At 48.3% G+C, this 25,289-nt stretch carries 27 protein-coding genes and 1 pseudogene; 13 read left to right on the top strand and 15 right to left on the bottom strand.

Annotated elements, in window-relative coordinates:
- The first annotated feature begins 231 nt into the window (after positions 1-231).
- The 8 genes and pseudogenes from DFER_RS04215 to DFER_RS31000 form a co-directional block, all read left to right on the top strand.
- Entirely contained in the window at positions 232-561 is a 330-nt protein-coding gene (locus DFER_RS04215) for an ArsR/SmtB family transcription factor (protein ID WP_015810362.1), read from the top strand.
- Positions 562-616: 55 nt separating this feature from the next.
- Positions 617-1,177, top strand: coding sequence for a DUF6428 family protein (locus tag DFER_RS04210; protein ID WP_041735874.1), 561 nt, complete (start codon positions 617-619; stop codon positions 1,175-1,177).
- Positions 1,178-1,196: 19 nt separating this feature from the next.
- Positions 1,197-1,610, top strand: a complete 414-nt coding sequence (locus tag DFER_RS04205) for an arsenate reductase ArsC (RefSeq protein ID WP_015810360.1) — start codon at positions 1,197-1,199, stop codon at positions 1,608-1,610.
- Positions 1,610-2,107, top strand: coding sequence for a GNAT family N-acetyltransferase (locus DFER_RS04200; RefSeq protein ID WP_015810359.1), 498 nt, complete (start codon positions 1,610-1,612; stop codon positions 2,105-2,107). The genes DFER_RS04205 and DFER_RS04200 overlap by 1 nt, the downstream gene beginning before the upstream one ends.
- Positions 2,108-2,120: 13 nt before the next feature.
- The gene (arsB, locus tag DFER_RS04195; protein WP_143828655.1) at positions 2,121-3,155 is read left to right on the top strand and encodes an ACR3 family arsenite efflux transporter; all 1,035 of its coding nucleotides are present in this window, start codon (positions 2,121-2,123) and stop codon (positions 3,153-3,155) included.
- A 709-nt stretch (positions 3,156-3,864) separates the two neighbouring features.
- The gene (locus DFER_RS30470) at positions 3,865-4,065 is read left to right on the top strand and encodes an Arm DNA-binding domain-containing protein (RefSeq protein ID WP_229206178.1); all 201 of its coding nucleotides are present in this window, start codon (positions 3,865-3,867) and stop codon (positions 4,063-4,065) included.
- Positions 4,050-5,177, top strand: coding sequence for a site-specific integrase (locus tag DFER_RS04190; RefSeq protein WP_229206177.1), 1,128 nt, complete (start codon positions 4,050-4,052; stop codon positions 5,175-5,177). Before DFER_RS30470 ends, DFER_RS04190 begins: the two co-directional genes overlap by 16 nt.
- 382 nt (positions 5,178-5,559) lie before the next feature.
- Positions 5,560-5,604 (top strand): annotated as a pseudogene (locus DFER_RS31000) (hypothetical protein); the annotation flags it as partial.
- Between the two features lie 244 nt (positions 5,605-5,848).
- Here DFER_RS31000 and DFER_RS04185 read toward each other — a convergent pair.
- The 6 genes from DFER_RS04185 to uvrA form a co-directional block, all read right to left on the bottom strand.
- Complete coding sequence (locus DFER_RS04185; RefSeq protein ID WP_015810357.1) at positions 5,849-6,586, bottom strand: DUF2490 domain-containing protein; 738 nt, start codon at positions 6,584-6,586, stop codon at positions 5,849-5,851.
- 13 nt (positions 6,587-6,599) lie between these two features.
- A complete protein-coding gene (locus tag DFER_RS04180; RefSeq protein WP_229206176.1) occupies positions 6,600-7,895 on the bottom strand; it encodes a chromate transporter in 1,296 nt (431 codons plus the stop codon).
- 164 nt (positions 7,896-8,059) lie between these two features.
- Positions 8,060-8,968 carry a helix-turn-helix domain-containing protein gene (locus tag DFER_RS04175; RefSeq protein ID WP_015810355.1) on the bottom strand — a complete coding sequence of 303 codons (909 nt, stop codon included), beginning with the start codon at positions 8,966-8,968 and terminating at the stop codon, positions 8,060-8,062.
- Positions 8,969-8,993: 25 nt separating this feature from the next.
- A complete protein-coding gene (locus DFER_RS04170; RefSeq protein ID WP_041734736.1) occupies positions 8,994-9,356 on the bottom strand; it encodes a hypothetical protein in 363 nt (120 codons plus the stop codon).
- A 13-nt stretch (positions 9,357-9,369) separates the two neighbouring features.
- Positions 9,370-10,284, bottom strand: a complete 915-nt coding sequence (locus DFER_RS04165; protein ID WP_015810353.1) for an SDR family oxidoreductase — start codon at positions 10,282-10,284, stop codon at positions 9,370-9,372.
- 295 nt (positions 10,285-10,579) lie between these two features.
- Positions 10,580-13,090, bottom strand: coding sequence for an excinuclease ABC subunit UvrA (uvrA, locus tag DFER_RS04160; RefSeq protein ID WP_041735872.1), 2,511 nt, complete (start codon positions 13,088-13,090; stop codon positions 10,580-10,582).
- A 93-nt stretch (positions 13,091-13,183) separates the two neighbouring features.
- On the opposite strand from uvrA, the gene DFER_RS04155 reads away from it, so the two are divergent.
- Positions 13,184-14,044, top strand: a complete 861-nt coding sequence (locus DFER_RS04155) for a HEPN domain-containing protein (protein WP_015810351.1) — start codon at positions 13,184-13,186, stop codon at positions 14,042-14,044.
- Between the two features lie 119 nt (positions 14,045-14,163).
- Here DFER_RS04155 and DFER_RS04150 read toward each other — a convergent pair whose 3' ends face one another.
- The 4 genes from DFER_RS04150 to DFER_RS04135 form a co-directional block, all read right to left on the bottom strand.
- Complete coding sequence (locus tag DFER_RS04150) at positions 14,164-14,613, bottom strand: Hsp20/alpha crystallin family protein (protein ID WP_015810350.1); 450 nt, start codon at positions 14,611-14,613, stop codon at positions 14,164-14,166.
- 253 nt (positions 14,614-14,866) lie between these two features.
- Positions 14,867-16,057 carry a zinc-dependent alcohol dehydrogenase gene (locus DFER_RS04145; protein ID WP_015810349.1) on the bottom strand — a complete coding sequence of 397 codons (1,191 nt, stop codon included), beginning with the start codon at positions 16,055-16,057 and terminating at the stop codon, positions 14,867-14,869.
- Positions 16,038-16,847: a YgaP-like transmembrane domain gene (locus DFER_RS04140; RefSeq protein WP_015810348.1), complete on the bottom strand. Its 810-nt coding sequence runs from the start codon at positions 16,845-16,847 to the stop codon at positions 16,038-16,040. Before DFER_RS04140 ends, DFER_RS04145 begins: the two co-directional genes overlap by 20 nt.
- Positions 16,848-17,391: 544 nt before the next feature.
- Positions 17,392-17,814: a VOC family protein gene (locus DFER_RS04135; RefSeq protein WP_015810347.1), complete on the bottom strand. Its 423-nt coding sequence runs from the start codon at positions 17,812-17,814 to the stop codon at positions 17,392-17,394.
- A gap of 229 nt (positions 17,815-18,043) precedes the next feature.
- Here DFER_RS04135 and DFER_RS30460 point away from each other — a divergent pair, with 229 nt between their 5' ends.
- Positions 18,044-18,397 (top strand): Arm DNA-binding domain-containing protein, encoded by a 354-nt coding sequence (locus DFER_RS30460; protein WP_229206175.1) that lies wholly within the window; start codon positions 18,044-18,046, stop codon positions 18,395-18,397.
- A complete protein-coding gene (locus DFER_RS30455; RefSeq protein ID WP_229206174.1) occupies positions 18,373-18,756 on the top strand; it encodes a tyrosine-type recombinase/integrase in 384 nt (127 codons plus the stop codon). Before DFER_RS30460 ends, DFER_RS30455 begins: the two co-directional genes overlap by 25 nt.
- Positions 18,757-19,420: 664 nt before the next feature.
- Here DFER_RS30455 and DFER_RS04120 read toward each other — a convergent pair.
- The 4 genes from DFER_RS04120 to DFER_RS04115 all read right to left on the bottom strand — a co-directional run bounded on the left by DFER_RS04120 (position 19,421) and on the right by DFER_RS04115 (position 22,325).
- The gene (locus DFER_RS04120) at positions 19,421-21,127 is read right to left on the bottom strand and encodes an alpha-L-rhamnosidase-related protein (RefSeq protein WP_229206173.1); all 1,707 of its coding nucleotides are present in this window, start codon (positions 21,125-21,127) and stop codon (positions 19,421-19,423) included.
- Positions 21,128-21,154: 27 nt separating this feature from the next.
- On the bottom strand, positions 21,155-21,421 hold the full coding sequence (locus DFER_RS30450; RefSeq protein ID WP_229206172.1) for a hypothetical protein: 267 nt from the start codon (positions 21,419-21,421) through the stop codon (positions 21,155-21,157).
- Positions 21,418-21,744: a hypothetical protein gene (locus DFER_RS30445; RefSeq protein WP_229206171.1), complete on the bottom strand. Its 327-nt coding sequence runs from the start codon at positions 21,742-21,744 to the stop codon at positions 21,418-21,420. The genes DFER_RS30450 and DFER_RS30445 overlap by 4 nt, the downstream gene beginning before the upstream one ends.
- 362 nt (positions 21,745-22,106) lie before the next feature.
- Positions 22,107-22,325 carry an SDR family oxidoreductase gene (locus DFER_RS04115; RefSeq protein WP_041734732.1) on the bottom strand — a complete coding sequence of 73 codons (219 nt, stop codon included), beginning with the start codon at positions 22,323-22,325 and terminating at the stop codon, positions 22,107-22,109.
- Positions 22,326-22,625: 300 nt separating this feature from the next.
- On the opposite strand from DFER_RS04115, the gene DFER_RS29815 reads away from it, so the two are divergent.
- The gene (locus tag DFER_RS29815) at positions 22,626-23,093 is read left to right on the top strand and encodes a hypothetical protein (RefSeq protein ID WP_143828654.1); all 468 of its coding nucleotides are present in this window, start codon (positions 22,626-22,628) and stop codon (positions 23,091-23,093) included.
- A 259-nt stretch (positions 23,094-23,352) separates the two neighbouring features.
- On the opposite strand, the gene DFER_RS04105 is transcribed toward DFER_RS29815, so the two are convergent.
- On the bottom strand, positions 23,353-23,823 hold the full coding sequence (locus DFER_RS04105) for a GNAT family N-acetyltransferase (protein WP_041734731.1): 471 nt from the start codon (positions 23,821-23,823) through the stop codon (positions 23,353-23,355).
- A gap of 967 nt (positions 23,824-24,790) precedes the next feature.
- Between DFER_RS04105 and DFER_RS04095 the strand changes: the two genes are divergently transcribed.
- The gene (locus DFER_RS04095; RefSeq protein ID WP_143828653.1) at positions 24,791-25,273 is read left to right on the top strand and encodes a DUF1772 domain-containing protein; all 483 of its coding nucleotides are present in this window, start codon (positions 24,791-24,793) and stop codon (positions 25,271-25,273) included.
- The last annotated feature ends 16 nt before the right edge of the window (positions 25,274-25,289 follow it).

Raw genomic sequence — 25,289 nt, 5'->3', positions numbered from 1 at the left:
ACCCAGCCATAAGCGTGACTTCCAAGTCAGAGAAGCCGCTCGCTGAAATCTTAACTTGCCTTCAAGTTTCTCTGGAAGGTCCTAATGCTTTAATCCCGACGCTGTACGGTACAGAAATACCACCGGATTAATTTGGGCGTGACGGCTATAACCTAAGGTTATACTTGATCAAGTTTAGCAATTTTTCTATCGCAATATTGCGATTTAACTTTTTCTTATTAAGTTTGCCGCATGGGTGTTACAAAGACAGAAATATTTACTGAGCAGCAGAACCGCATTGCGGATCTAGCAAAAGCATTTGCGCACCCGGCACGGGTAGCGATTTTGCAACTACTGATTGCGCGTAAAGCATGCGTTTGCGGTGACTTGGTGGATGAACTGGAACTTGCTCAGGCGACGGTTTCTCAGCATTTGAAGGAGCTAAAACGTATCGGCATTATCCAGGGAGAAATTAACCCGCCCCGTGTCTGCTACTGCATTAAACCCCCGGTGTGGGAAGAAGCCCGGCAAGCATTCGGCTCAATCCTGGAATCCTTTGAGGGAGTGACCTGCTGTAACTAAGAGGGTATTTTTTTGAGCAAATCAATCGTAATATTACATTATAACAATGGTAGCTATGATCAATCAGTTGAATCTAATGACCTGGCAGGCTTTCAAAAGCAAGCTTGAAGAAAATCCTGACCTGCACCTGCAATTCCAGTACGAGGCGGGCAAGTTTGTTGACCGATCATTTCACATCACCGAAATCAAACAGGCACCGATTGTTTCGGTAGATTGTGGCGGTGTAATGAATAGCTGGACGGAAGTGATCGTGCAGCTGTGGGAGCCTCCGGTAAGTGAAACCGAGCGCTCGATGCAGGTCAGCAAAGCACTTAAAATTGTGAACCTGGTCGAAAAATCGTTACCGCTTAACCCGAATGCGGTTGTGAAGATCGAGTTTGGCAATTCAAAATTCGATACACGCCAAATGTACCCAGGTGAGCTTTTTCCCGAAGGTGATAGCTTCATTGTTAATCTAGTTCCGGATTTCACGCAGTGCAAAGCACTAACACGTGATCAATCATGCGGGACGGGTCCTGCTGCCGCGTCCTGCTGTGCCCCGGCTCCTGAAAAAGAAGAATTGGAAGTTGCCGGTGCTGATGGCGCTGCATGCAAACCAGGTTCCGGCTGTTGCTAATTATCAATCAATTACCAGTATGAAACGAATTTTAGTATTATGTACGGGCAATTCAGCCCGCAGCCAATTGGCGCAAGGGTATTTACAGCATTTTGCAGGCGACCGCGCAGAAGTGTATAGCGCCGGTGTAGATCCCAAGGGCGTAAACCCGGTGGCCATCCAGGTCATGGCGGAAGATGGTCTTGATATCTCGCATCACACGTCGAACCATGCCGACGAATATACCGGCATCGCTTTCGATTATGTGATCACGGTTTGCGATAATGCACGGGAGCAGTGCCCTTATTTTCCGTCTGCCGGTGAACTGATCCACCATAGCTTTTCCGATCCAGGCCATACGCCAGGTGAAGACCTGGTAACCTCATTCCGCAGGGTTCGGGATGAAATCAAAGAGTACAGCCGCGAATTTATCCATCAAAAACTGCCTGCATAATGGCTTTCACCATTCGCCCCCTTACAGAAGCTGACTGGTCACAGGTAAAACAGATTTACCAGCTGGGCATTGATACCGGTGATGCGACATACGAAACCGAGGCACCGGAAGTCGATGTGCTGAAAGCAAAGTTTTTGGCTGAACCGCAACTTGTGGTCGAAGAAAACGGCCAGGTTATTGGATGGGCATTCCTATCTGCTGTTTCCAGCCGATGCGTGTATGGCGGCGTGGCTGAAACAAGCATATATATCCATCCAGAATTTCACGGGCGCGGTGTCGGCCGGGCGCTTTTATCAGACCTGGTGCCGTTAAGCGAAAAACTCGGATTCTGGACGTTGCAAGCGCAGATATTCCCGGAAAACAAAGCGAGCATTGCACTTCACGAGCGGTATGGTTTCCGGAAAGTCGGCTACCGTGAAAAGCTTGGAAAACGGAATGGGATCTGGCGTGATGTAATACTGCTGGAACGTCGCAGCTCAGTAGTTGGCAATGATTAATCACAAACAGCCTATGAAGGAAAAGCGGCTTTCATTTCTTGACCGTTATTTGACGGTCTGGATCTTCCTTGCCATGCTTTTGGGTGTGTCCATCGGGTATTTTTTTCCAGGCACACCCGATTTTATCAATCAGTTTAATTCAGGCTCGACCAATGTGCCGCTGGCCATCGGACTGATCCTGATGATGTACCCGCCACTTGCCAAAGTACGTTATTCGGAGCTTTCACAAATATTCCGGAATACCCGTATTCTTGGCCTGTCACTGCTGCAAAACTGGATCGTGGGGCCGCTGCTGATGTTCGGCCTGGCAGTAGCATTCCTACCAGATAAACCGGAATACATGACGGGATTGATCATGGTCGGTATCGCACGTTGCATTGCAATGGTGATCGTCTGGAATGACCTTGCAGGCGGCGACCGGGTATATGCAGCCGGGCTGGTAGCATTCAACAGCATTTTTCAGGTGCTGTTTTATTCAGTATATGCCTATGTGTTCGTGACGCTGCTGCCGCCATTGTTTGGGCTGAAAGGGTTCGAGGTCAATATTACTATTGGAGAAGTAGCGCAAAGCGTCTTTATCTATCTCGGCATTCCGTTCCTGGTCGGGATCATTTCGCGGGAAATATTGACCAGGTTGTTTAGTCAGCATTGGTATAAAAAGAAATTCCTACCGGCTGTCAGCCCCATTACCCTGATCGCATTGCTGTTTACAATAGTGGTGATGTTCAGCCTGAAAGGAAATCTGATCGTAAGTATCCCGCTGGACGTTCTGCGCATAGCCACTCCCCTATCGATCTACTTTGTCATCATGTTCTTTTCTGCCTTTTATCTCTCAAAACGAGCAGGCGCGGATTACTCAAAATCCACCTCACTGGCATTCACGGCCGCAGGCAATAATTTCGAATTGGGCATTGCGGTTGCCATTGCTGTGTTCGGTATTGATTCCGGAGCTGCATTTGCGGCGGTGATCGGGCCGCTGATCGAAGTGCCGGTGTTAATCCTGATGGTCAATTTCGCTAAACGGAAAAGACAATCATTTCTTCAGTGAGTATAAGAGTATTCCAGCAATATCTTATCATAACAAACCGCCCAAAGCTGTAAATGGTATTCCAACGACAATTGCGGTACAGAAAAACCACCGTATAATCGAACCGTCAAAAGCCGGAATCTACTTTCTTGCTGAAATCATGTCGCCAAAACTCAACTTCCATAGCTCTAATTTCAACCAACTGCCGCCATAGCCTCGCAGAGGCTGGACAATCTACTTACTTAATGAAAAGTTGCCACTACGCGATAGGCGAACAACCGGTGATACTGATTTAGGAGTTAAGAAAGATACTGTATATAGCCAAGACCAATGGTCTGATTATCAAATTTATTACCTTTGTGCTAATTGCAGCCAGTGAATGCGAATTGGTGAGTGATTAGGTGAGTAGCAAAACTTGTAGGCGATAAATTCTTGATAAGCAATTTGTTACAGAAGCAGGTATGATCCCAGCGGGATCACTTGAAGCGCCTCAAAAGGCGCTTTTTTGTTTTAAATTATTCTGAAAATCAGCTTGTTTCAAAATTTTGGAGTCATTCCTGATCAAAGTAACCTATCCGATTCGGTTACCGTTTCGGTTACCTATCTGATTTTCTAAATTAGGTAACCGAATTTCCGAAAATAGCTTGTGTGATGTGGTTTTGAGGAAATCGATGCGTCGCCTGCGGGAAGTCCCCACAGGGAACATTAGATCACTTAAAAGTGTGGAAGGATGAAAAGCAATCAGAAACTTTCGATCCTCTTCTGGCTATTCAAAGCCAAAGCAATCAAAGACGGCAAAGCGCCGATTTATATCCGGATTACCATCGATGGGCTGGACGACGAAATCTCTCTTGGCAAGAAGGTACACCCCCATGACTGGTGTAACCAAACCAAAAAAGGTAAACTGCCTCAGGCATGGAGGCCAAACTGATCAACATTGCCATCGATCTGGCGCGAACCTCACTAACTTCCCAATTCATGGTGCTGCAATCGCAGTTTGAATGCATCACGCCTACGATGCTCAAAAACGTCTACAAAGGCAAACCGGTCGAAGACAAAGACGATGGTACCAAGCAAGTATTGAAGAAGCAGCAGACCCTGCTTCAAGCATTCGACGAGCACATCGAGAAATTTGAACTGATGGTCCAGCGTGGGATGCGTTCAGACAACACATTGCGGCATTGGCGAAAGCTTAAAAGGCATATCAGTGCTTTCATAAAGTTTCAGTACAAAACATCGGATCTGAATTTTTCAGAGTTGTCTGGGCTATTTGCCGAAGAGCTTTACGAATACCTGACGCTTCACAAGTCCAAGCCGCTAGCGGAGGTATCTGCCCGCAAGGATGTGAAATGGACGCGGCAGATAGTAAAAATCGGCGTCAGGAAGGACTTCATAACACGCAACCCGATGGAGGGTTTTAAATGCTCCGGCGGCGATGTTGAAGTGATTCCGTTGGAATTTGAACAGGTGGAGCGAATTCATCGAAAGAAGTTGCATGTTGAAAGATTGGCCGAGGTGCGAGATGCCTTCATTTTCCAATGCTTCACTGGCTTTGCCTACCAGGACATTTATGGACTTACAAGGGATAGCATTACGCTTGTCGGTACGAAGAGGGAAAGGTGGCTGGTTCGGAAACGAGGAAAAACACAGGTAGGTGAAATGGTACCCATATTACCGATTGTGGAAGAATTGATTGAAAAATACAAGGATCATCCATATTGCCTAGCCCACGATAAATTGATCCCAGTGAACAGCAATTTCAGGTACAACACCTACTTGAAAGAGCTGGCAGATCTCTGCGATATCCGTGACATCACCGGAAACATTAAAAGGCTAGATACACACGATGCCAGACATTTCTTTGCGGATATGATGCTAAATAATGGCGTTCCCCTGGAGGATGTCAGCAAAATGCTTGGTCATAGGAACATCAGAACTACGATGCGCTATTGTCGCGTAAGGAAATCGCGAATCAGCGAAAATGTAGGACTGGTAAGAGATCGGTTGTTTACTAAAACCGGAAAACTCCGACAAGCCTCCTAAACACCTCTAAGATTAGCGGACTTCGCACCGGCAAAAGCCTGTTAGCATCTAGCCCCTGTAAAGTGGAGCCCCAGCAGGATTATTTAAAGCGCCTAAAAGGGCGCTTTTTTGTTTAAAAAGTCACTTTTTCATTGTTTTCGAAGATGGGCATATCAATCTGATTCAATCCAGATCAAAGCATTCGGAAACCTATTCGGTAGCCTGCTTTGGTTACTAAATTAGGTTACCGAATGGACATGTTTGGCAGAGGCAATTTGACCAAGGTTTCTCAAACATCAATGTTTTTCTAATCTTAAACTGTTAGGATGATGAATTTCTAACAGAACCTGACTGTACTCTTGTTCCTGTACAGACAAAAGCGAAAGCAGACGGCAAAGCTCCTATTTATGCTAGAATCAAAGTCGACGGTAAGTACACCGAAATTTCAACAGGCAAGAAAGTAAACCCTGCATCCTGGGACTTGGACATTGATCAGCTAAGAAATGAAAGCAAAATTGGCCAATCAGAAACTGGCTGGAAAATACGGTTCGCTGACCACCCCATTCCGCGGCAGATTGACCATCAGCCAGAATTCACGGACCTTCGGGTAATTCGCCGATTGCGGATTATCCGCGGAGTTTTCATTATTGGGTGACAAAGAAAGCAGGGCGGTGCCCGCTTTGGGATAAAGCTTAGTGGTTTTTAGAGCGAAAATCTAGGTTATGGAATGCAAAGATCCGTAGCACATTGTTGCTATTGAAACGGTTGCCAGCCGGCAGCTGCTGGAACTGGTTCATGTAGCCAACCTGAACATTTAGCCCTTTAGTAAACTGGTAACCCAGTCCAAAGAACAACCGGTTTTGGTCGAAAACATTGTAAGTAATTTCCTTTCCAGCATTGATGTGAATCTCGTCGTTAAAGGCAAAGAACAGCGTATTGGGTTCAATAAAATCACGGTTCAATGGCACCATCAAATTCAAAAGGTAACGGAAGCGGAAGTTAAAGTTGTACCCATATTGGAGCTGGTCGTTAGCGATTTTTCTGTTAAAGCGTTCTTCCACTCTTATCCACTGTTGGGTTTGCAAGCGTTTTTGCCTGCTCGTCCACAGTACTTGTTGCCAAAGCCTGTTTTCAGGCCGGACCGTGTTTAACCCTGCTGCTGGGTGGCTTCTGGCGTAAGCATAGCCTAGGGTAAAGCGAAGATGGTCATTGGCGTAATAGGTTATCCCTGGGCGGATAATCTGGGTCGCCCACCGGTCCAGAAAATCCGTGCGCCTGGCGTGAAGGTCGAGCCATATTCCCCATTTGTCGGTAAGCCTTGTTTGGTTGAAATACCCTAGCCAAACGCCGCTGTGTTTGTTAACCTGCTTCTGTGCCGTTGCAGGGATAGAAAAAAATATAATGAGTATTAGTAAATATCTTCTGGTCATAAGAAATGAGCTGTTATGAATAAGCTTTAAGGCAATAGCCGATGATGGCTGCTGCCAGGATAATGTAAGGCTCTTGTAATTTCTTGATATAAATTAACCCTAGGATCGATGCTAATGCAATCAGGGCAGATGTAATGTCTACTATCGAGCGGGTAGCGATGACAAATACCGAGCCAACCAACGCACCTACAACGGCCGCGGTAATGCCATCCACGAATGCTTTGATACTTTCATTCTTTGATATTTTCTTGAAATAAGGTGCAGGAAGTACTGTGAAAACGAAGCATGGTAAGAATACACCGAGCGCTGCTACGCTCGCACCTGCGAAGCCGGACACTAGGAAGCCAATAAAACCGACTGTGATGACCACAGGCCCGGGTGTGATCATGGCCACAGCAACTGAATCCAGAAACTGCTGCTCGTTGAGCCAACCCATTTCTCCGACAACACCGGCCTGTAAGAACGGAATAATGGCCAGCCCACTGCCGAAAACAAACGCACCGGCCTCTGTGAAAAATACCCCGAGCTGCCAGAGCTTACCCGCGTCAAAATCCCAGAAACCTGTTGCAGCCACTAAAACCACAGACAGTGAAGCCGTGGGCTTTTTAATCCATCGGGGCGGCGCTTTGATGATCATGTAAACAAGCCCGAGGATAATGAATAACCATACTTCTTCCCGCTGGGTTATAGCAGTCACAACGGCCATGACAATGAAGAATAGCCATAAGAGCCACCGACTTTTAATGGCTTGTGTTTCCAGTTTGCTGACTGACTTAATGGTGAGCTTGTAACAGCTCAGCGTGATAATACCGATTACAGCCGAGCCGACGCCGTAAAAGACAGACTGCATCCATACCAGTCCACCATACAGCTTATACGCCATTCCCAACAGAACAACCATTATAAAGGAAGGAAGTACAAATGCCAGACCGGTAAGCGCAGCTCCCCAAACCCCATAATGCACATAACCCAGATAAATACCCAGCTGTGCGGCAAGCGGGCCTGGGGCAAGTTGCGCCAGCGCCAACCCCTCGCGATATTCGTCCTCGGAAATCCATTTGCGGTCTTCCACCAGGTCGCGGTGCATATAGCCAATCAATGCGACCGGCCCACCAAAGCCAAGTGTACCAAGTCTGAGAAAATACTTTGTCAGCTCCATCAAGCTGTACCGTGCTGTTTTAGGGGGTGTCAAGGTTTCCATATATGCTTTTCGTTTTGCGCACACTATCCATTTCATTGTCAGTGGTTGGAATGCGAGCCATGAGGCACCGACCCATGTTCTTCTCGAAATCAGTGTTTCGTTTTCCATTCTTGAAATAATGTGGTTGACAATGCAATACTATCAAACCCATTACCTAAAAAATAGAACAGAAATAACCTGTTTGTACGGAGTTTACTTTTCAGCCAAAAATTTCCGAAAAGCGGCCGGATTTTGCCCGGTGCATCCCGCACGATGTGCCTACAATCAATTCATCAATTGAACGAAGCCCTGAATTCCAAAGGAGATTGTGAGGTTTTTGTTTTGAAAAGCTTACTAAATGACTGCGAATGTTCAAAGCCAAGTTCGTAAGCAATCTCGCTGATGGAAAGACTGGTTGTAGACAGCTTCTCCTTCGCCTTATCAATCAGTTTCTCATGAATGTGCTGCTGGGTGGATTGGCCTGTTAGTTGTTTTAAGAGGCTGCCCAGATATTTAACAGATATATTTAGCTCACTGGCCACATACTGGACGGTTGGCAGCCCTTCTGACAATAAATCTTCATTGTTAAAGTAATCAGCCAGCACCTCTTCCACACGGTTTAAAATTTTGCTATTCGTAATCTTCCGGGTGATGAACTGGCGTTCGTAAAACCGCTGGGCGTAGGTGAATAATACTTCCAGCTGTGCCACGATTACGTCCTGACTAAACTTGTCAATATTGGAACTGTACTCATTTCGGATATTGTCAACAATGGCATTGATGACGGGCTCTTCCTTGTCGGAAAGGAACAATGCTTCATTTGTTGAATATCCAAAGTATTCATACTGCTTGATCTTTTTTGCAAGCGATGTATTCCATAGAAAGTCGGGATGGATAAACAGCATCCAGCCACGCAGTTTATGCGGCATACCATTCTCTTCGCCCCGGAGTATTTGACCCGGAGCCAGAAAAGCCATCACACCTTCGTCAAAATCATATTTCTGCTGCCCGTAGAAAAGTTTATCGCAGCCGCGTTTCATCGAGACTACATAAAAATCAAATATGACCGAAGTAATGTCCGTATGATTGGCCAGACCTTCCAGATTTAAAATACTGATCAGCGGGTGATGCGGTTTTGCGATTCCAGCAATACGGTGCAGCTCCGAAATGGACCGTAATCTGTATGGTTCGGAATTTTTCATCAGGGCATTATTAGATTTTTAAAGCTTATTTAATGTTGAGCCAAAGTTCTTCCACGTTAAAACTGATCAGCGACACTTCCGTTTGAGCAGGCATTTCAACGGCTGTTGTGCTTCCGTCTCTGATAATCCGGGTGTGTTTGATCAATTCCTCAAGACTTTTCTTGTCTTCTTTTGTCCATTTACCCTCGCCAAAATCTAACACTTTTTTCTTCTCTACCCGCAACCCGTTTATTGAGTCTTTGAAATCAACAGGGTGTGCACTTTGGTAGGAGCTGTCGACCAACAAACTGAGCGGGCTGTCTGTTTTGTTGCTGATGTAGACCGTTTTGGGAGGATTGCAGGATAAGATCATTATCGAGACAATTAAGATAGAACTTATAAGTTTCATGGTGTTCTTTTTATTAAAATTCAACTTTGGCTAACGCTTTGGATATCTCCCATAATTCTAAAGAGTCATCTGCATTCTCTGCTTGTGCTGGTATTTTCGAGATAGCTGGAAATCCCCGGGTCTCCATCAATCTGTCTGGTCCGTAATATGCGCCTCCCCTGGCCTGCGGAGATGTAGCCGCATACAATGTTGGCAAGGCTCCCTGTGCGGATGGCTGGAACAAAAATGGAAGAAAAGTCCGCGCCATTCCTGCGGCACTCCAGCGCCCAGCGCCTGTAATCAGCAGATTGGTTCGGGAAACACCCGGATGAGCGGCGATGCTTGTAACGCCCCAACCATGCTTTTCGCTTTGCCGTTGAAGCTCTAAGGCAAACATTAGGTTCGCCAATTTGGACTGACTGTATGCTTTCCCGGGCGCATACGCAGATTTCGATTGAAGGTCGTCAAAATTGATTGTTCCCTCCCGATTTGCTATACTCGAAACGGTCACTACGCGCCCTTCCCGCGATTTGCGTAGTAATGGGAGAAGTTGTGCGGTCAATGCAAAGTGACCAATGTGGTTTGTGCCGAATTGTAACTCAAAGCCATCGGCAGTTTCAAGCCGCTTTGGCGGCGTCATAACGCCAGCATTGTTAATAAGAAGATCAATCGCTTGCCCTTTTGAAATCATTCTCGAAGCAAATGATTTGATTGATGAAAGATCCGCCAGGTCTATTTGCTCGAAACTCACTTTTGCTAGGGGGTTAACCTGTTTAATCCTGGCGGTAGATTCCGTGCCTTTCCTAGGATTGCGTCCCATTAATGTGACATTCCACCCTGCTGACGCAAGTGCCAGTGCGTCTTCAAATCCGATGCCTTCCGTGCTGCCTGTAATGATAGCTAAACCACTATTTGTGCGTGGAATGTCAGCTGTCGTCCAATTTTTCATTTGCGTCTGTTTCTAATGTTTTTTGTTAATACAAAAGTGGGTAACATTAAAAAAACAGATGTAGCCAAAAGTCGTATTGTTGTAGTGGAAAGTCATGTATGAGAAAACGCCACATTCTCGGGATAGTAATTGACATATGGCGAACTCGTAGGCTACCAGTGTTTTGACGGGCACGAACATCATAATATAACATTGCACGAACTCGTGCAATCCGTTAAGTTCACAGGATCGATTGTTGTAGTAGGTGTTTTTGTTGCAGCAGACCCAAAAATTGGTTCTTGATCAATATTCTGGCTCAAACTGCCAGATATCTGCCCGTTTTACTTGCTGGTTCAGCGGCAACAGCTGCCGCGGTACCACAAACGACGATTTTTCCGCCCTCATCCCCGGCACCCGGCCCGACGTCGATCACCCAATCGCTGTTTGCGACAACGTGCATGTCGTGTTCAATGACGATGACGGTATTGCCCTGATCGACCAGCTTATTGAGCTGGACCAGTAAATTGTCCACATCGGATGGATGCAATCCTGTTGTCGGCTCGTCCAGAATGTATAATGTATTGCCATGCTGGGCCCGTTGCAGCTCGGTGGCCAGCTTGATGCGCTGTGCCTCGCCGCCCGAAAGCTCGGTAGCCGGTTGCCCCAGACGCAAATATCCCAAACCAACCTGACGGACCACATCCAGCGCCCGGCTGATTGGGGGTTCGGACGCAAAAAACTCAAATGCCTCATCCACAGTCATCGCAAGTACCTCGGCAATGTTTTTGTCATGGTAGGTAACTTCCAGCGTCTTCTCATTGTGGCGACTTCCGTGGCATACCGGGCAGGGCGTGTACACACTGGGAAGAAATAAAAGTTCGACCATCACAAAGCCTTCGCCTTCACAGTTCTGGCAGCGTCCTTTTGCCACATTAAAAGAAAACCGGCCAGCGTCGTATTTGCGGCTCTTTGCCATTTTAGTACTGGCAAATAATTTTCGAACATTATCAAAAAGACCTGTGTAGGTAGCCAAGTTTGACCGGGGCGTACGGCCGATAGGTTTCTGGTCTACCTGTATCAGCCTGCGGATTTGATTTGCGTCTTCGGAAATGTATCCACTAGTTGTTTTTATATCCTCTTCTTGAAGTAAAATGTCCTCCCGATCTTCAATCACCGGAATTTGCTGGCCTAATTTTTCCAAAACCAACTCTGCAAGCGCCTGACTTACCAGGCTGCTCTTTCCCGAGCCTGAAATGCCGGTGACGCTCGTCAACACGCCTAATGGGAAGTCGGCATCCACATGCTTCAAATTATTCCGGCTTACGTCCCTTAGCCGCAGCCATCCTTTCGCCTCTCTTGCAGGCTTTTGATTTCGATCTGCATCAAACAAATAGCGCCTTGTCACGGATCTGTGCACTTTTTCCAGTCCCTGCAATGGACCGCTATACAGTATCTCTCCGCCCTTTTCACCCGCGCCCGGCCCCACATCGACCACCCAGTCGGCGTGGCGGATGATTTCGATTTCATGCTCGACGACAAAAAGCGAATTGCCGGCTGCTTTCAACCGGTCCAGCGCCCGGAGTAAGGATTGCGTATCGGCAGGATGAAGACCTGCCGACGGCTCATCGAGTACATATACCACACCAAAAAGATTGGAATGTATCTGCGTCCCCAGCCGCAGGCGCTGCAATTCGCCCGGCGAGAGCGTGGGGGTGCTTCTTTCGAGGGTCAGGTACCCAAGACCCAGATCGATCAGTACATCCAGGCGGGATAATAGGTCATGACCAATGCGTAGAAGTACCAATGCCTTTTCAGGATGTTCCCTATTTAAGCGGTCATTTTTTAGGTTCAGGGATGAAGATATGATTTCATGTAAACGCTGGATATTCAGCTGATAAAATTCGGCAATATCCATCCCGGCAAATTTCACCGATAATGGCTCAGGACGTAGGCGTTTTCCATGACATACGGGACATGGCGCGCTCAGCATGAATCTGGACACACGCTTTTTCATCGCCTGGCTGGGTGAATTGGCAAATGTTTGCATCACATACCGTTTGGCGCCGGTAAAGGTGCCCATATAGCTGGGCTCCATTTTTCGCGCCAAGGCGCGCTGAACCTGTTCCGCATTCAGTCCGGAATAAACGGGGACAACCGGCTGCTCTTCCGTAAACAGGATCCAGTCCCTGTCTTTCTTGGGCAGATCACGCCAGGGTATGTCCACGTCGTACCCAAGCGTCATCAATATTTCCCGCAAATTCTGCCCCTGCCAGGCGGTTGGCCATGCTGCAATGGCTTTTTCCCGAATGGAGAGCGAGTCATCGGGCACCATTGAACGCTCGGTTACCTCGTACACAACCCCCAGGCCATGGCATTCCGGACAAGCGCCTTCCGGCGTGTTGGGTGAAAACGATTCCGCATATACAATGGACTGACCCGCAGGATAATCTCCCGCCCTCGAATAGAGCATCCTGATCAGGTTGGAAATCGTGGTGACGCTGCCTACCGAGGAGCGTGTGCTGGTCGCTCCCCGCTGCTGCTGCAAAGCGACAGCTGGCGGAAGACCGTCGATACTATCGACCTGCGGAATGGACATTTGATTAAAAAGCCGCCTCGCATACGGAGAAACCGATTCCAGGTAACGACGCTGGGCTTCGGCATACAATGTCCCGAAGGCCAGTGACGATTTGCCAGAACCCGAGATGCCCGTAAAAACGACCAGCGCACCTCTGGGAATTTCCAGATCCACATTTTTCAGGTTATGCTCCTTGGCCCCCCGTACTTTGACAAAATCGGAGACAGGAAGAGATTCTAATTTTTTTGACATGATAGCAGTGTGAAAATTGAGCATTAAAATATGCCCCAAGGTGGTCTTTTTCGAATTTTTGTATCTTACAAAAATTTTACCACCCACACTCGAATGAAGACTTCGCTTTCCCATCTACCCGAAAACAAACAGGAAGAGCTAAAAACGATCACTGAAATCATTCTCGAAAAAGTCCCGGCGGAAATGATCATTCTTTTCGGCAGCTACGCGCGGGGTGATTGGGTGGAGGATTATCAGGAGAAATATGAATACGTGAGCGATTTTGACATTCTGATCGTCACCAAAGATAAAAATTCCGCCAAGCAAGTGAAGAAATCGCGGGAGCTGGACAAGGAATTGATGGCCAATGAAGAAATCACGAGAACCAGTATCATTTACCACAGCATTGGTTTTGTGAACGATAAGATTGAGCGGAATTACTATTTTTTCGTCGATATTTTGAAGGAAGGAATTTTGCTTTATGATTCCGGGAAATTCACCTTATCTGAGCCTAAAAGTCTTAATGCGGCGCAGCGGGTAGAAAAATCGACGGAGGAATTTGAACATTGGTTCGAATCTGCAAATCTGTTTCTAGTAACCTTCGAATTTTTATGTCAAAATGCAGAAGGTCGGCCAGTCTATTACAATAATGCTGTATTTGAACTTCATCAAGCTACCGAAAGATATTATGCCGCCATACTTCTCGTTTTTACAGACTACAAGCCAAGAATCCACGACATTGAGGTTCTGGGAAATCAGGTCGAGAAACTGAACACCAACTTTGCGACAGTTTTTCCAAAAGCGACAGCCGAAGAAGAGCGACTATTTACCCTTCTCAAAAAAGCGTACATAGATGCGCGTTACAACAAGAACTACAAGATTGAAAAAGAGGAGTTGGAATACCTTGGTGGTCGGGTTACATTACTGAAAGATTTGACAGAACGGATTTGTAGAGAGCGGATTGCGGGGTTTTAAAATAATGCGCTTCCTATTTGAGATGTATGGCATGGGATCTGGGATAAAAATCAGCTTAAAAATGTTTGGTCACCACGCATTAAAAAAGAGGGCCTGCAATGAGCAGACCCTCTCGTTTTTTAAGCTATCTCAATCAGCCTCGGGGCTTTTTGTTTGGCTTGCTCCTGTTTGGGAATCGTCAGGTGGAGTAAGCCGTTTTCATATTTTGCCGCAATGTGCTCAACATCGACCACGTCTTTGGGTAGAACGAAACTTCTTTGGAAAGACTGGTAGCTAAACTCCCTGCGGCTGTATCCGTCCTGATCGGACTCTTGCCGCTGCTCTTTCTGAGAGCTGATCGTGAGCGTGTTTCCGTCCAGCTCGACCTTGAAGTCGTTTTTGGTCATGCCTGGCGCTGCCATTTCGACCTCGAAGTTGTCGCCGGTCTCACGGATGTTTACCGAAGGCACTGTTGTGCTGGTAGCTGAGTAATTATTGTTGCCCCAGTTAAAAAGTTCGCGGCCAAAGAAATCGTCGAACAGCGCTGGGAATGTTTGGGGCAATAGCCCGTTCCTTTTGATGAGTGACATAATCAACCTCCTTTTTAAAAGTTAAACAAATGAATTAAAGAACTTACGGCCAGCCACTATCGTCTGGCTGATTGCGCTTGTTTCAAAGGGCATACCAACCTCGATTTGCCTGAAATTTTTTCAGGATTGTTACATTTTTTCTGACAGTTTTACACTGCAGCAAACTGACAAAATGTTTGCAGTTCACGGCTATTCCCAAAGAGCGTGTCCTGATGAAAACCAGGACACCCTTTCATTAATATTTACTTCCCTCTCACGCCGGCTGCAAGCTCTTTTGCGGATCGAAAACCACGCGCATGCAATTGTCTTCTTTTTGCGTGAACATATCGTAACCTTGCTGCCCCTGGTGCAGGCCCATTTTGTGGGTGACCAAAAACGACGGATCAACATCGCCGTTCTGCACGTGTTCGAGTAGTCTTGGAATATACTTTGGCCCGTGCATTTGCCCCATTCTGAAAGTCAGGGCCTTATTCATCGCTGCGCCCATGGGTATCTTATCTGCGAAGCCGCTGTAAACACCAACAATGGAAACGGTTCCGCCTTTGCGGCAGGCCATGATAGCATCCCGTAAGACTAGCGGCCGGTCGTTTTCCATTCTTGCCCATTGTTTGGCCTTGTCGTAGGCATAGCCAATGCCTGTCCCTGACGATTCCATGCCCACCGCATCGATGCAGCAGTCGGGGCCGCGGCCTCCGGTGAGGTCTTTCAGCGCTTCCAAAACATCCACTTCGGTGAAATTGAGCGTTTCGGCTTTACTCTTTTCTATTGCTACCCGAAGCCGGTATGCCTCCCGATCAATCGCAATTACCCTTTCGGCACCCAATAAGTAGGCACTTTGCATCGCCATTTGTCCAACCCCTCCAGCTCCCCATACTGCCACCACGCTTCCTGGTTTAATGTTCGCCATGTCGGCGGCCATATAGCCAGTCGGGAATGCATCGGAACAGAAGATAACGGAATCATCTTGCAAGCCTTCGGGCACTTTGAAGGCACCATTATCGGCAAAAGGAATCCGGATGTATTGCGCGTGACTGCCCGCGTACCCGCCGAAAGCGTGGGTGTAGCCGTAAATGCCGGCCAGCGTATCTCCAAACATCTTCTCGGGCAAATAGGCATTCGGATTGGAGTTATCACAAAGCGAATAAGTTTGCTGGTTGCAATAATGGCATTCACCGCAAGCAATCACCGATGCCACCACCACGCGGTCGCCTTTGACAAACTTCTTCACATCCCGGCCAGTTTCGACGACCTCGCCCATAAACTCGTGGCCCAGCACGTCGCCGGCTTTCACGGCGGGTATAAATCCATTGATAATGTGCAGGTCGGAGCCGCATACCGATGACAGCGTGACGCGCACGATCATGTCTTTGGGGCTAATGATTTCAGGATCGGGCACGTTTTCCACGCGCAGGTCCTTGACGCTGTTATAACAAAGGGCTTTCATAGGTTTTTTCGATTTTGTCGTGCGTAGTATCTCCAAATTTCACCTTCTTGCCCGATGGCTGCGCTTCGCTAACAGGAATTTCACCGGTTTCGATGAGCCGTTTAAATCGGCGCAGGTCCTCTTTCACCATTTGTTTGAAAGCAGGATTGAAGAGCTTGGCAACGGCAGTACCAATGGCGCCTGCGGGCGGCAAATATTTGATAATCACGTAAATCTCTGTCCCCTGGTCGCCGGGCGCGTCTTTGAACAAAACTTCTCCGGAATTATCCACAGCCGCATAGAGCACCGATCGCCAGCTCAGCTTTTCATTTTCAACTTCTTCCACGATCTCCGCATCCCAGGAAATTTTCCCGACGCCGCCCGGAATGAGCGCGACCCAGTGCGACCTTCTTTCGTCCGTCTGACTTACCGATTCAAGATGCTGCATGAATGTGGGCAGATTTTCAAGCTTGCGCCAGTACTGATACACCTCCGTCCTCGGCTTGTTGATGGTGAGGCTTTTGGTAATCTCCGCCGATTCGACGGGCTTTTTGGCCGGCCCCCTTTGTGCGAGATTGTTCACCGGACAATAGCCGGAAGCGCCTCTTTCAAGTAGAGCCGCACCCGCGGCACCTGCCAGCAGGCCGGGTATCGAAAATTTCCGTAAGCCGAAATACATCAGCGCCAGCCCAACCGCAGCGGATACAATCCGTTCGGTGGAACCCACATTCATGTAAGACGAACCCGTCGGAAGCGGCTTGATCACCCCACGGTCGATGAATTCAGATGTTCTGATTTTGATTGTTGCCATCGCTTTTTATTAATTAAGTGGAAAGGCACTTATTGAATTAAGGACGGCGGCCGGGAAAACAATGTTCCTAAACTGATATGGGGTTGGAATGAAATTTAGGTTTCATATAAGTATCTTAATACGAGTTAATTAGATAATTGTAAACGCTGCTACAAGTGAACTAAATTCCCCATTCCGGGGCTAAAAAGGTGCTTGAAGCAGGCTGGCCAGCGTTGTGCTGATGAGAAGGTCGAGGTAACAGATAGTAGGAACGGTGAATGCGACTGGAGCGGTAAAATAGAAAGGTACCCAGCAAAATGCATTGCTCCGGAGGAGCAACCTGTTTATAGAAAAAACCGATGGACTTATGAATGTTTGGCCCCAGCGGCGCCTCCTGATTGATTGGAGATTCACAGGAGGCCCCGCTGGGCCTTTGCCCTTTTCACCCGAACACGTGTTCTACAAATAGGGAGCCGCTCTGCGGCTATGTGGGAGTCGGCCGGCGAACTGATCCGCGTCAACCTAGACTAAGGACGTGAAAGGAAAAAGGTTGTATTCCAGCTCATTAATCCATCGGTCCGATCAGCTCAACGAAAGTGCCGTCAGGATCCTGTACCAGAAGAAAATGTGCATCCTTATTCAATGGCGTGGGAGATTCGCCCAGAAATGTAACCTTCCGCTCTTTCAGTCTATCAATGATCCCTTTCATAGACTTGACCTGGATCGTGATGTATTGTACGCCTGTATCATCCTGTATGAACTTAGATTTGGGATGTGCGGCTTTCCTGCCGAAAGTCATCAGCTTCCAGTCACTGGCCTGCGGGCTGTTTTCCAATTTCAGGATCTGGACCTGAACGGAATCCCCGCCCGTCAAACCGCCCCTCTTTCCAAACTCTCCACCGATCGTAAACTTCCCGGTTTTAACCATTCCGATCCCGTTGACATAGAAATCCACCGAGCGTTCCATATCCGACACGACCACTCCCATGCCGATCTGTGGACTTCTGAAATTTGATTGAGAAAAAGCCAAACTGCTTAACAACACTCCGCACCCGATTGTCAGGACTTTGATTAAACTAACTTTCATTTGATTTGAAATTGTAATTGGATAGATGTTTGACACCTATAATCTGATAAGGCGTGAACTATACTCGGATTTGGGGGGATTTTTATTGACCTTAACCATCCTTAGGGTGCCCGGATGCCTGTTGGGTTAGTTGACCTCAACCAGCAATATCAGGTTAGCAGCTGTATGCGGCAAAGCTCCTATTTACGCCAGAATCACAATCGACGGTAAGTACACCGAAATTTCAACAGGCAAGAAAGTAAATCCGGCATCTTGGGACTTGGATGTCAAGCAGGTCACTGGCTCAGGACTCGAAGTTAAACTGGCCAATCAGAAATTAGTCCAACTCCAAACTGACGTTGAGCGTATCTTTAACGGCCTTCAAACGCAGTTTCCAGAGGTCACTGAAACCTCGTCCTGGTCGGGCCTAAAAAAGAACGCTGGCTTGTCAAGCACCGAGGAAAGACAGAGGTTGGCGAAATGGTACCGATCCTGCCGATCGTAGATCAACTAATATTAAAATACCAAGGCCATCCTTACTGCATTTCCAATCGCAGGCTAATCCCTGTCAACAGCAACTACCGCTACAACGGGTATTTGAAAGACATTGCGCAGCTATGTGAAATCCGTGATATTAATGGAAACATCAGGCGGCTAGATACGCATGATGCTCGGCATTTCTTCGCAAATATGATGCTCAATAATGGTGTTCCTCTGGAAGACGTCAGCAAAATGTTAGGCCACCGAAGTATTAGAACAACGATGCACTACTGTCGAGTGAGAAAGTCAAGGATCATTGAGAATGTAGCTAAAATCAGAAATAGGCTATTCACTCCTTCTGGCTCATTGCGTCAATTAACTTAAATTTAGTGTAGTAAGTTCTCCTTTTTGCATTCCTCGTTCATCCTCGATTGCAGCCATAAAGCCCCTGACAACAAGTCTAGGGGCTCTACGATTTTCAGGCTCGTTCCTATTTCTTATCCAACATGTCTAGTTTTGCCCCAAACGCTATCGGGTCGACGTCAACAAGTTGTAATGATTTCACCATTTTGAGCGTCCCTGCCTTGTATTTTTGAAAATGGGTGGTTTTTATGTGGGCTTCATAAGCCTGTTTGCTGGCATACACTGCAAAAAAACCGTAACATGGGTCGGGGGCGCCTTGTCATGCGTGGCGTACAAAGCGAGGACGCCGGGCCAAAAGTAACCAGTGCCGATGCGCCAGGCCGTGCATCGTTAGGCTTAAAAAGCGGATCGATCCTCACCGCTCCCGTGAACCAGCCTTCCAGGCCTTTACCGGACGGCCTGCTGCCTATTCTTGTAATCTCAATAATTTGTTCTTTCGATTGCTGAACATAAAATGTCCGCCTAACACCGAGCACTGGCATGGCGCTTCTCCCGAAGTCGGGTTTGTACAAATCGCTGCCACTCCCAATACCGCCAGGGGAAGGGTCACCTGGCTACTCCCGTGACCGATCAGGAGTACAGAAGCCTGAGAAAATAGTGAAACTACCTGACGCTAAGCGGGATATCAAAGTTTAAATGAATTTCTTCCCACCTTCAAAAGAAGCGTTTTTCCTTTCCAGATAAATTTGCCCGAAGTCCTTGAAGGAAGGTTAATTTCAGCCTGCATTGCTCCTTGCTTCACTTGATAACGGACCGATATCGTGCCATTGGGATGCGGCATTTCGCCGCTGATTTCAGGGGTCGAACCCAGATGGGGCGTGATCAGAACTTTTGAAAAACCGGCCGCATCGCTGTCGATGCCCAGAACGGTTCTGAAAAATTCGATGTTCGGGCTTGATCCCCATGCATGGCAGTCGGACCGGGATGTACTTACGTCGGAAGTTTCGGCCCAGGTCGTCAGTCCTGAGTCGATATTTTCGCGCCATTTACCCAGCCAGCTCATGTAATCGTTGCCGAGCCCTGCCTTCACCAGCGCCTGATGCAGATAGAATTTGAAGTAAATGGATGCAGGTGCCAGCGTGGTGTCGGCCAGCATTTTGTTAGCCAAAGGTTTCGCCTGATCGGGTGCCGCAACGCCCGAAAGGATGGCCAGCGTGTTGGCATGCTGCGAATAGTTATCCTTCTCCGGCGTGTTGGCGAAAAGTCCTTTCCCTGCATCCCAGTATTTCGCCTGAATCGTCCTTTTAAGTTGCGCCGCTCGGGCTCTGTAATGTGCGGCCAGGTCTTTCAAGCCAAGATTGCCCTCCAATTCCGCTGCCAACTGATATGTCCACAGCAACTGCATGTCCAGCACCGCCGATTCTCCGTTCTTCCCCACCGGAGCCATACCAAAATCCCAGCCTTTTCCTTGCGACCAGTCGGTAAAAATCCAGTAAGGCACGTTTTTCAAAGAGCCGTCGGCCTGCTGGTACCGCTCAAAAAAGGACAGCGCCTGCCTTGCCCCGGGAAGTTTGTTTTTGATAAAAAGACTGTCGGGGCGGTACTTGTAATAGTCATGCAGCATCGCGACCCACCATAATGAGAACGTCGGTATCTGCTGGTGCAGGTCCGTCGGGTAGCGGCTCAGCGTAATGCCTTCGGCAATGCGTGAATGGTCCATCAGCGTCAGCGCATTGCGGACAAGCCGGTCGTCGCCCGCGTTGTACATGGACACTAATGCCTGGATACGCGCGTCGCCTATGTACTGCAACTGCTCATAGTATGGACAATCCATGTAAGTTTCGAAAGCGCAAAGCCGCGCAGTACGCCATTCGATATCCAGCATCTTACCCATTTCGTTATTTGGCGTTTCGAGCTTAGCTTTTTGTTCAAACGGGTAACCTGTGAAGGTGCCATAAATATCGTCGATCACCAGCGGGTCGGCTTTTGTTTCAATGTTCAACCTAATGTAGCGGTAAGTACGCCAGCTCAGCGGAATGTATTGCTGCCCCGGTGTGCCATTGGACCGGATGCTGTCGGCGCGGCCGATGAAAAGCTTGCCATCCACTTCGTTGCGGTTTCCTTTGGGGAGCATTGGCAGCCGGGGATTTTTGAGCACTTCCTTGCTGCCGATATAGAGCCCTTCGGCATAGCCGATCGATATGCCGGCCTCTTTACCTCCGCTGAATTCTAGTGTCGGGTAAGCGTTAGTCAGATGTCCCTGATCGAGTAAAATGGTGGCTTTTGTGTTTGCCGGAATCCGCACGCTCGTTTTCGTTCCGGGAAATGCGGTCGGTACTTGAACGCCGTCCGATTGGCGTGTGGCGGCGAGGCGCTCCACAGTCATCTCCATTTGAGGAATTTGCGATTGTACCAGCATTCAGCCCATCGAATTCACAGCCGCATCTTTGGTAAGTCCCGGCCCGATCTGACGGGCCTTTACCCATTTGCCATCGTCAAATACAGGTTTTTCCCAACCACTTACATGGCTGTTCATGTCTACCAGCTCGGCCGGACCTGCCACATAGTAACCTAGCGCTCGTACGGACAGAGGATGATAGCTTTCATCCTTAATGGTTTTCCAACTATCGTTCGTGTTCAGGATTTCCTCCGCCGCGGTGTTGCCTTGCAGAATGAAACCGGTCAAGTAAGTGATTTGGGATTCCGGTTTGACCGGCCTTCATTCCAAACCACCGCAGCGACCGTATTGCTCCCCGCATTCAGATACGGTGCAATGTCGACCGTTTCAAAATTCCAGAAATACAGATCTCCCCGCGCCGGGCCTTGCGAGACATGTTTCCCATTGACAAAAGGCTTGTAACGGTTATCTGCCGAAACATGCACAAAGAATGAAGCCGGCTTTGCATTGAGCTCGATCGTTTTCCTAAACTTATAGACACCATACTCTTTCAGCGTCAGGTCCGACGATGCATTAAAGCGGTTGACCGGCTTCCCGGCCCGGTGATCCATTGCGCTTTCCAGGGCTTTTGTTGAAGATCGTTGCTCAGCTCCCGGGAGACATCTATTGGGTTGGTAGCGGGTTGGGCAGCCAAATGCATTGCGCCGAAAATGAATGCGAAAAGGGCCACGTATATCTTTGAGTTCATCACAAATTCCTAATGGTTTAGGTTAAAAAGTAAGTGGGCGACTAGACCTTACCGATCGACCTCCACATGGCCAGCTCTTCGCTGAACCGGTTATTGATCACTTCGCATTTGGTATCTATCCGCATGGTAGGCCGCTCTTTGAGATCGTAAGCTGGCCATGCGGGAACGTCTTTGGCTGCGGGTTTTCCTGTCCGGGCGAAAGCTTTTGCATAATCTTCCTAAACTTTAACTGGCAACCGGCAAAGAGCCTCCATCAATGGCGTAAATTGCTCCGGTTAGATACGCTGCTGAAGGTGAAACCAAAAAGTGAACCAGTTGGGCAACCTCTTCGGGCTCTGCCATACGGCCCATCGGAATTCCACCGGTCTGCGCCATCAATTGTTTCATGCCCTCTTCTGCTGAAATACCCGCTGATGCGCAATAGTCTTCTAAAAATTTTATCATGGGTGCGGTTTTGGTTGCGCCTGGTGCAACGGTAAGTACACGTAGACATGCAAGCCTTAAAAGGGCGATTGGCTGTCAAAACTGCCGCAGGTCATTAATAGAAAGAATACAAACGTTGAGAACCGTCAGACAAGTTTTGACGGCTCTTTTTCATATAAGTCATAAGAATTCGAAAGAATTCTCAACGGGAAAGACGCTATCAAAGCAATGTTTGGACAAACAAAACTCGGCAAAAGCGCAGCTAAATAAGTGGCCCCATTTTCCGAGATTCACAAAAGGTCGCCAAAAGCTTACGGCATAATGGCGGCATTTCTATTGCTATTAGACATTCCAATGCTGGCCGCCAGCCTGCGGACTACGCGTCCCGGCACTTATTCCGTTTCCTTTTGGCTATTTCCGGGGCCACTGTTAGAAGGGCTCAACCTTCGGCAAATACCCAACCCGCACGTCGAGCGCCTGAGTATAATATTTTGGATAAATGATATTATAACTGACGGCCCGCTGCATAAACCCGAAGAAAACGATGGATGCAAACAGGTAAGCATAAAATCTGACCGGCCTGGTTTTGTCATGACACACGGTCGTCATCAGATAGAGTGTAAAGTAAGTGGCCGCGATCTTGACCGGTATCGCAATGGCCGCGATTACGATCCGGGACAATGGATCGGCCTCAATAATGGACGAGATCGGGCCGTCGTACAATTAATATGCAATCCAGAACAGCACGTGGCGAACCAATCTTCTGAGCTGGAAGAAATGCATGGATGAACGGAATAATGCCATGATGCCTTTGAAACCAGCAAGATAGCGGATTGTAAAAATCTGTTCACCGAATTTCGACCAACGACCATACTTGCTAACGTAAAGACGACAGCGGGCTACTATTTGCGCCGACAAATGATTTCGCCGTCAGCTCGGCTCAGGTAGGCTCGCAGTTGGCGACCGGATCCATCAGGATTTGGGCACCAGTCGAGGAGTAATCTTTCACCGAGCCAATGCTCGTCAGTATCTCACAAAAACACCTCTCTCAATCTTTGCCAGTACTTCTGCGCATGGCTACCAGGTGCTTGACAAAGCCTGCTTTCTCGTAGGCCTTAATGGCCGCAATATTTTCCTCATATACATCCAGGCGCAACTCATTGATGTTTCGGGCAATGGCCCATTGTCGAAGTGCCTCGATGATTTTACGGTTAACGCCACGTCCGCGGTACTCCGGCTCGACGTACATAAAGCCCAGGTAGGCATGCTGCTGATGTTTCAGATAATGTCTCGCTTGTTCGATACGCGCATAACCCGAGCCCACTAACCTGCCGTCCGTTTCGGCTACAACTATCTCAATGTGGGGCGCGCTGACCAGCTCTTCGATGTCGTAATAATGCACAGGGTCCTTTTGAATCTGAGGGTTGAACGGTCGTTCGGCCGCTATAACGCCCTGCTCGAAGATTCTCAACACGGGCAAATCGGATAGCATCGCCGTTCTAACAAGTATTTCTAACATATTTGTTTTTATCAAGGATAATCAAAAAAACATCCCGGCACAACTTAAAACGACCGACTTTCCTGGATCGAGTGCATAAAGGCATCGCGATATCCCTTGCTCAGCAGAACTTCTCTCTGCCCTATATAAATTTTACCGCCCAATCATACAACGTACACCGGAGCAATTCGGAGAGCTTGATGATCATCGGCGCAGCATTGTCGTCGTTCAGGTAGCCCAGCGTAACATCGATTTACCTGGCGGCGGGATTAGGCCGCCGCGTCAGTGATTCGGCTTGCGAATCATGTACCAGCACCTTACACCGAGAACCATACCGGTCGCCGCGACATGAAAACCAAATCGCTCATATAGCGGCAAATTCTCTGGCTTGTCCGTCTCCAGATAGCAGAGTTGATCGGTTTCGTCAGCATGGCGGCAAAACAGATCCAGAAGACTGTGCAGTGTAAACTGCATATTCAGGTCTGGCTAGCAGGAACCGGAACATCTCTCGCTGCTTTGCCAAAGCGTGCCGGCCGGCACTTCTAAAAACAACCATATTGACAGGGTTGCCGGCCATCGCGGCAGCCAACAAATCCGCGACTTCGTCGACAACCTCCGGGACAAGCCGAGAGATTACCACATTTGATTGATTCTCAGCAGACTGGACGCTGTGCGCCGCGAGCATTGTTCCAATTTTGAAAACCATTTGGCTGATTCGTTATGTTAAGACACAAAATTAACCGGCACATGGGCCTGTACGGACCAACTTCGGGGCTGGGATTGGTCGCATTAGCGACCGTTTTGTCCAGTAAATGTGGAGGCGTAGAATTGGGCGCAATAGCCATTGAGACGGACGTTTTGCAAGATGAAACAAGCGCCTGCTGCGATCATCCCCTGTAATTTTGGCTGCAACATTTTTCCTGCATTTTTAACCAGAACCGAAAAGATGATCTGCACTAAACATCAGCCAGCACGGCTCCACCTGCCCGTGGCAGCTAGTATGCTTTACGCCTGGGCCCAGACGGTCGTTACCGGCGCATTGCTTTTCGACACCTTTGTTCTGTATCCCAACATCTTCGCCGACGTGCCGCAATCGCTCTCTACATCGATGCAGTTTCTAAGCCAGTCCAGTCCCGGCAGCTTTCTTCCAGGATTGGGCGCATTTACCCTGGCGACGGGTCTGATTACATTGTGGGTCTGGCGACAGGAACGGAGCGTGTTGAAGTATTTTCTCGCGGGCATCCTGCTGGCAGCTGCTTTCGATCTGGCAGCGTCTGCGCTGTATTTTTGGCCCCGCAACGTCATCATGTTCACGGAGGGTCAGAAAGTGCATTCCGCTGAAAAACTGATTGAAGCATCCAGGCAGTTTCAATCCGCGCACTGGGTCCGTGTGGCCGCAAGCCTGATCGCCAGCTGCTGCGCTATGCTTGGTCTGGTTGCCGCAGTGCGGCATTCGGGCAGGGGCCGCTAACGGGTTACCGGTTTTC

It is taken from the genome of Dyadobacter fermentans DSM 18053 (assembly GCF_000023125.1).
GTDB lineage: Bacteria > Bacteroidota > Bacteroidia > Cytophagales > Spirosomataceae > Dyadobacter > Dyadobacter fermentans.
The sequence above is the reverse complement of the archived record's forward strand: the minus strand, read 5'-3'. Positions and strand labels throughout refer to the sequence as shown.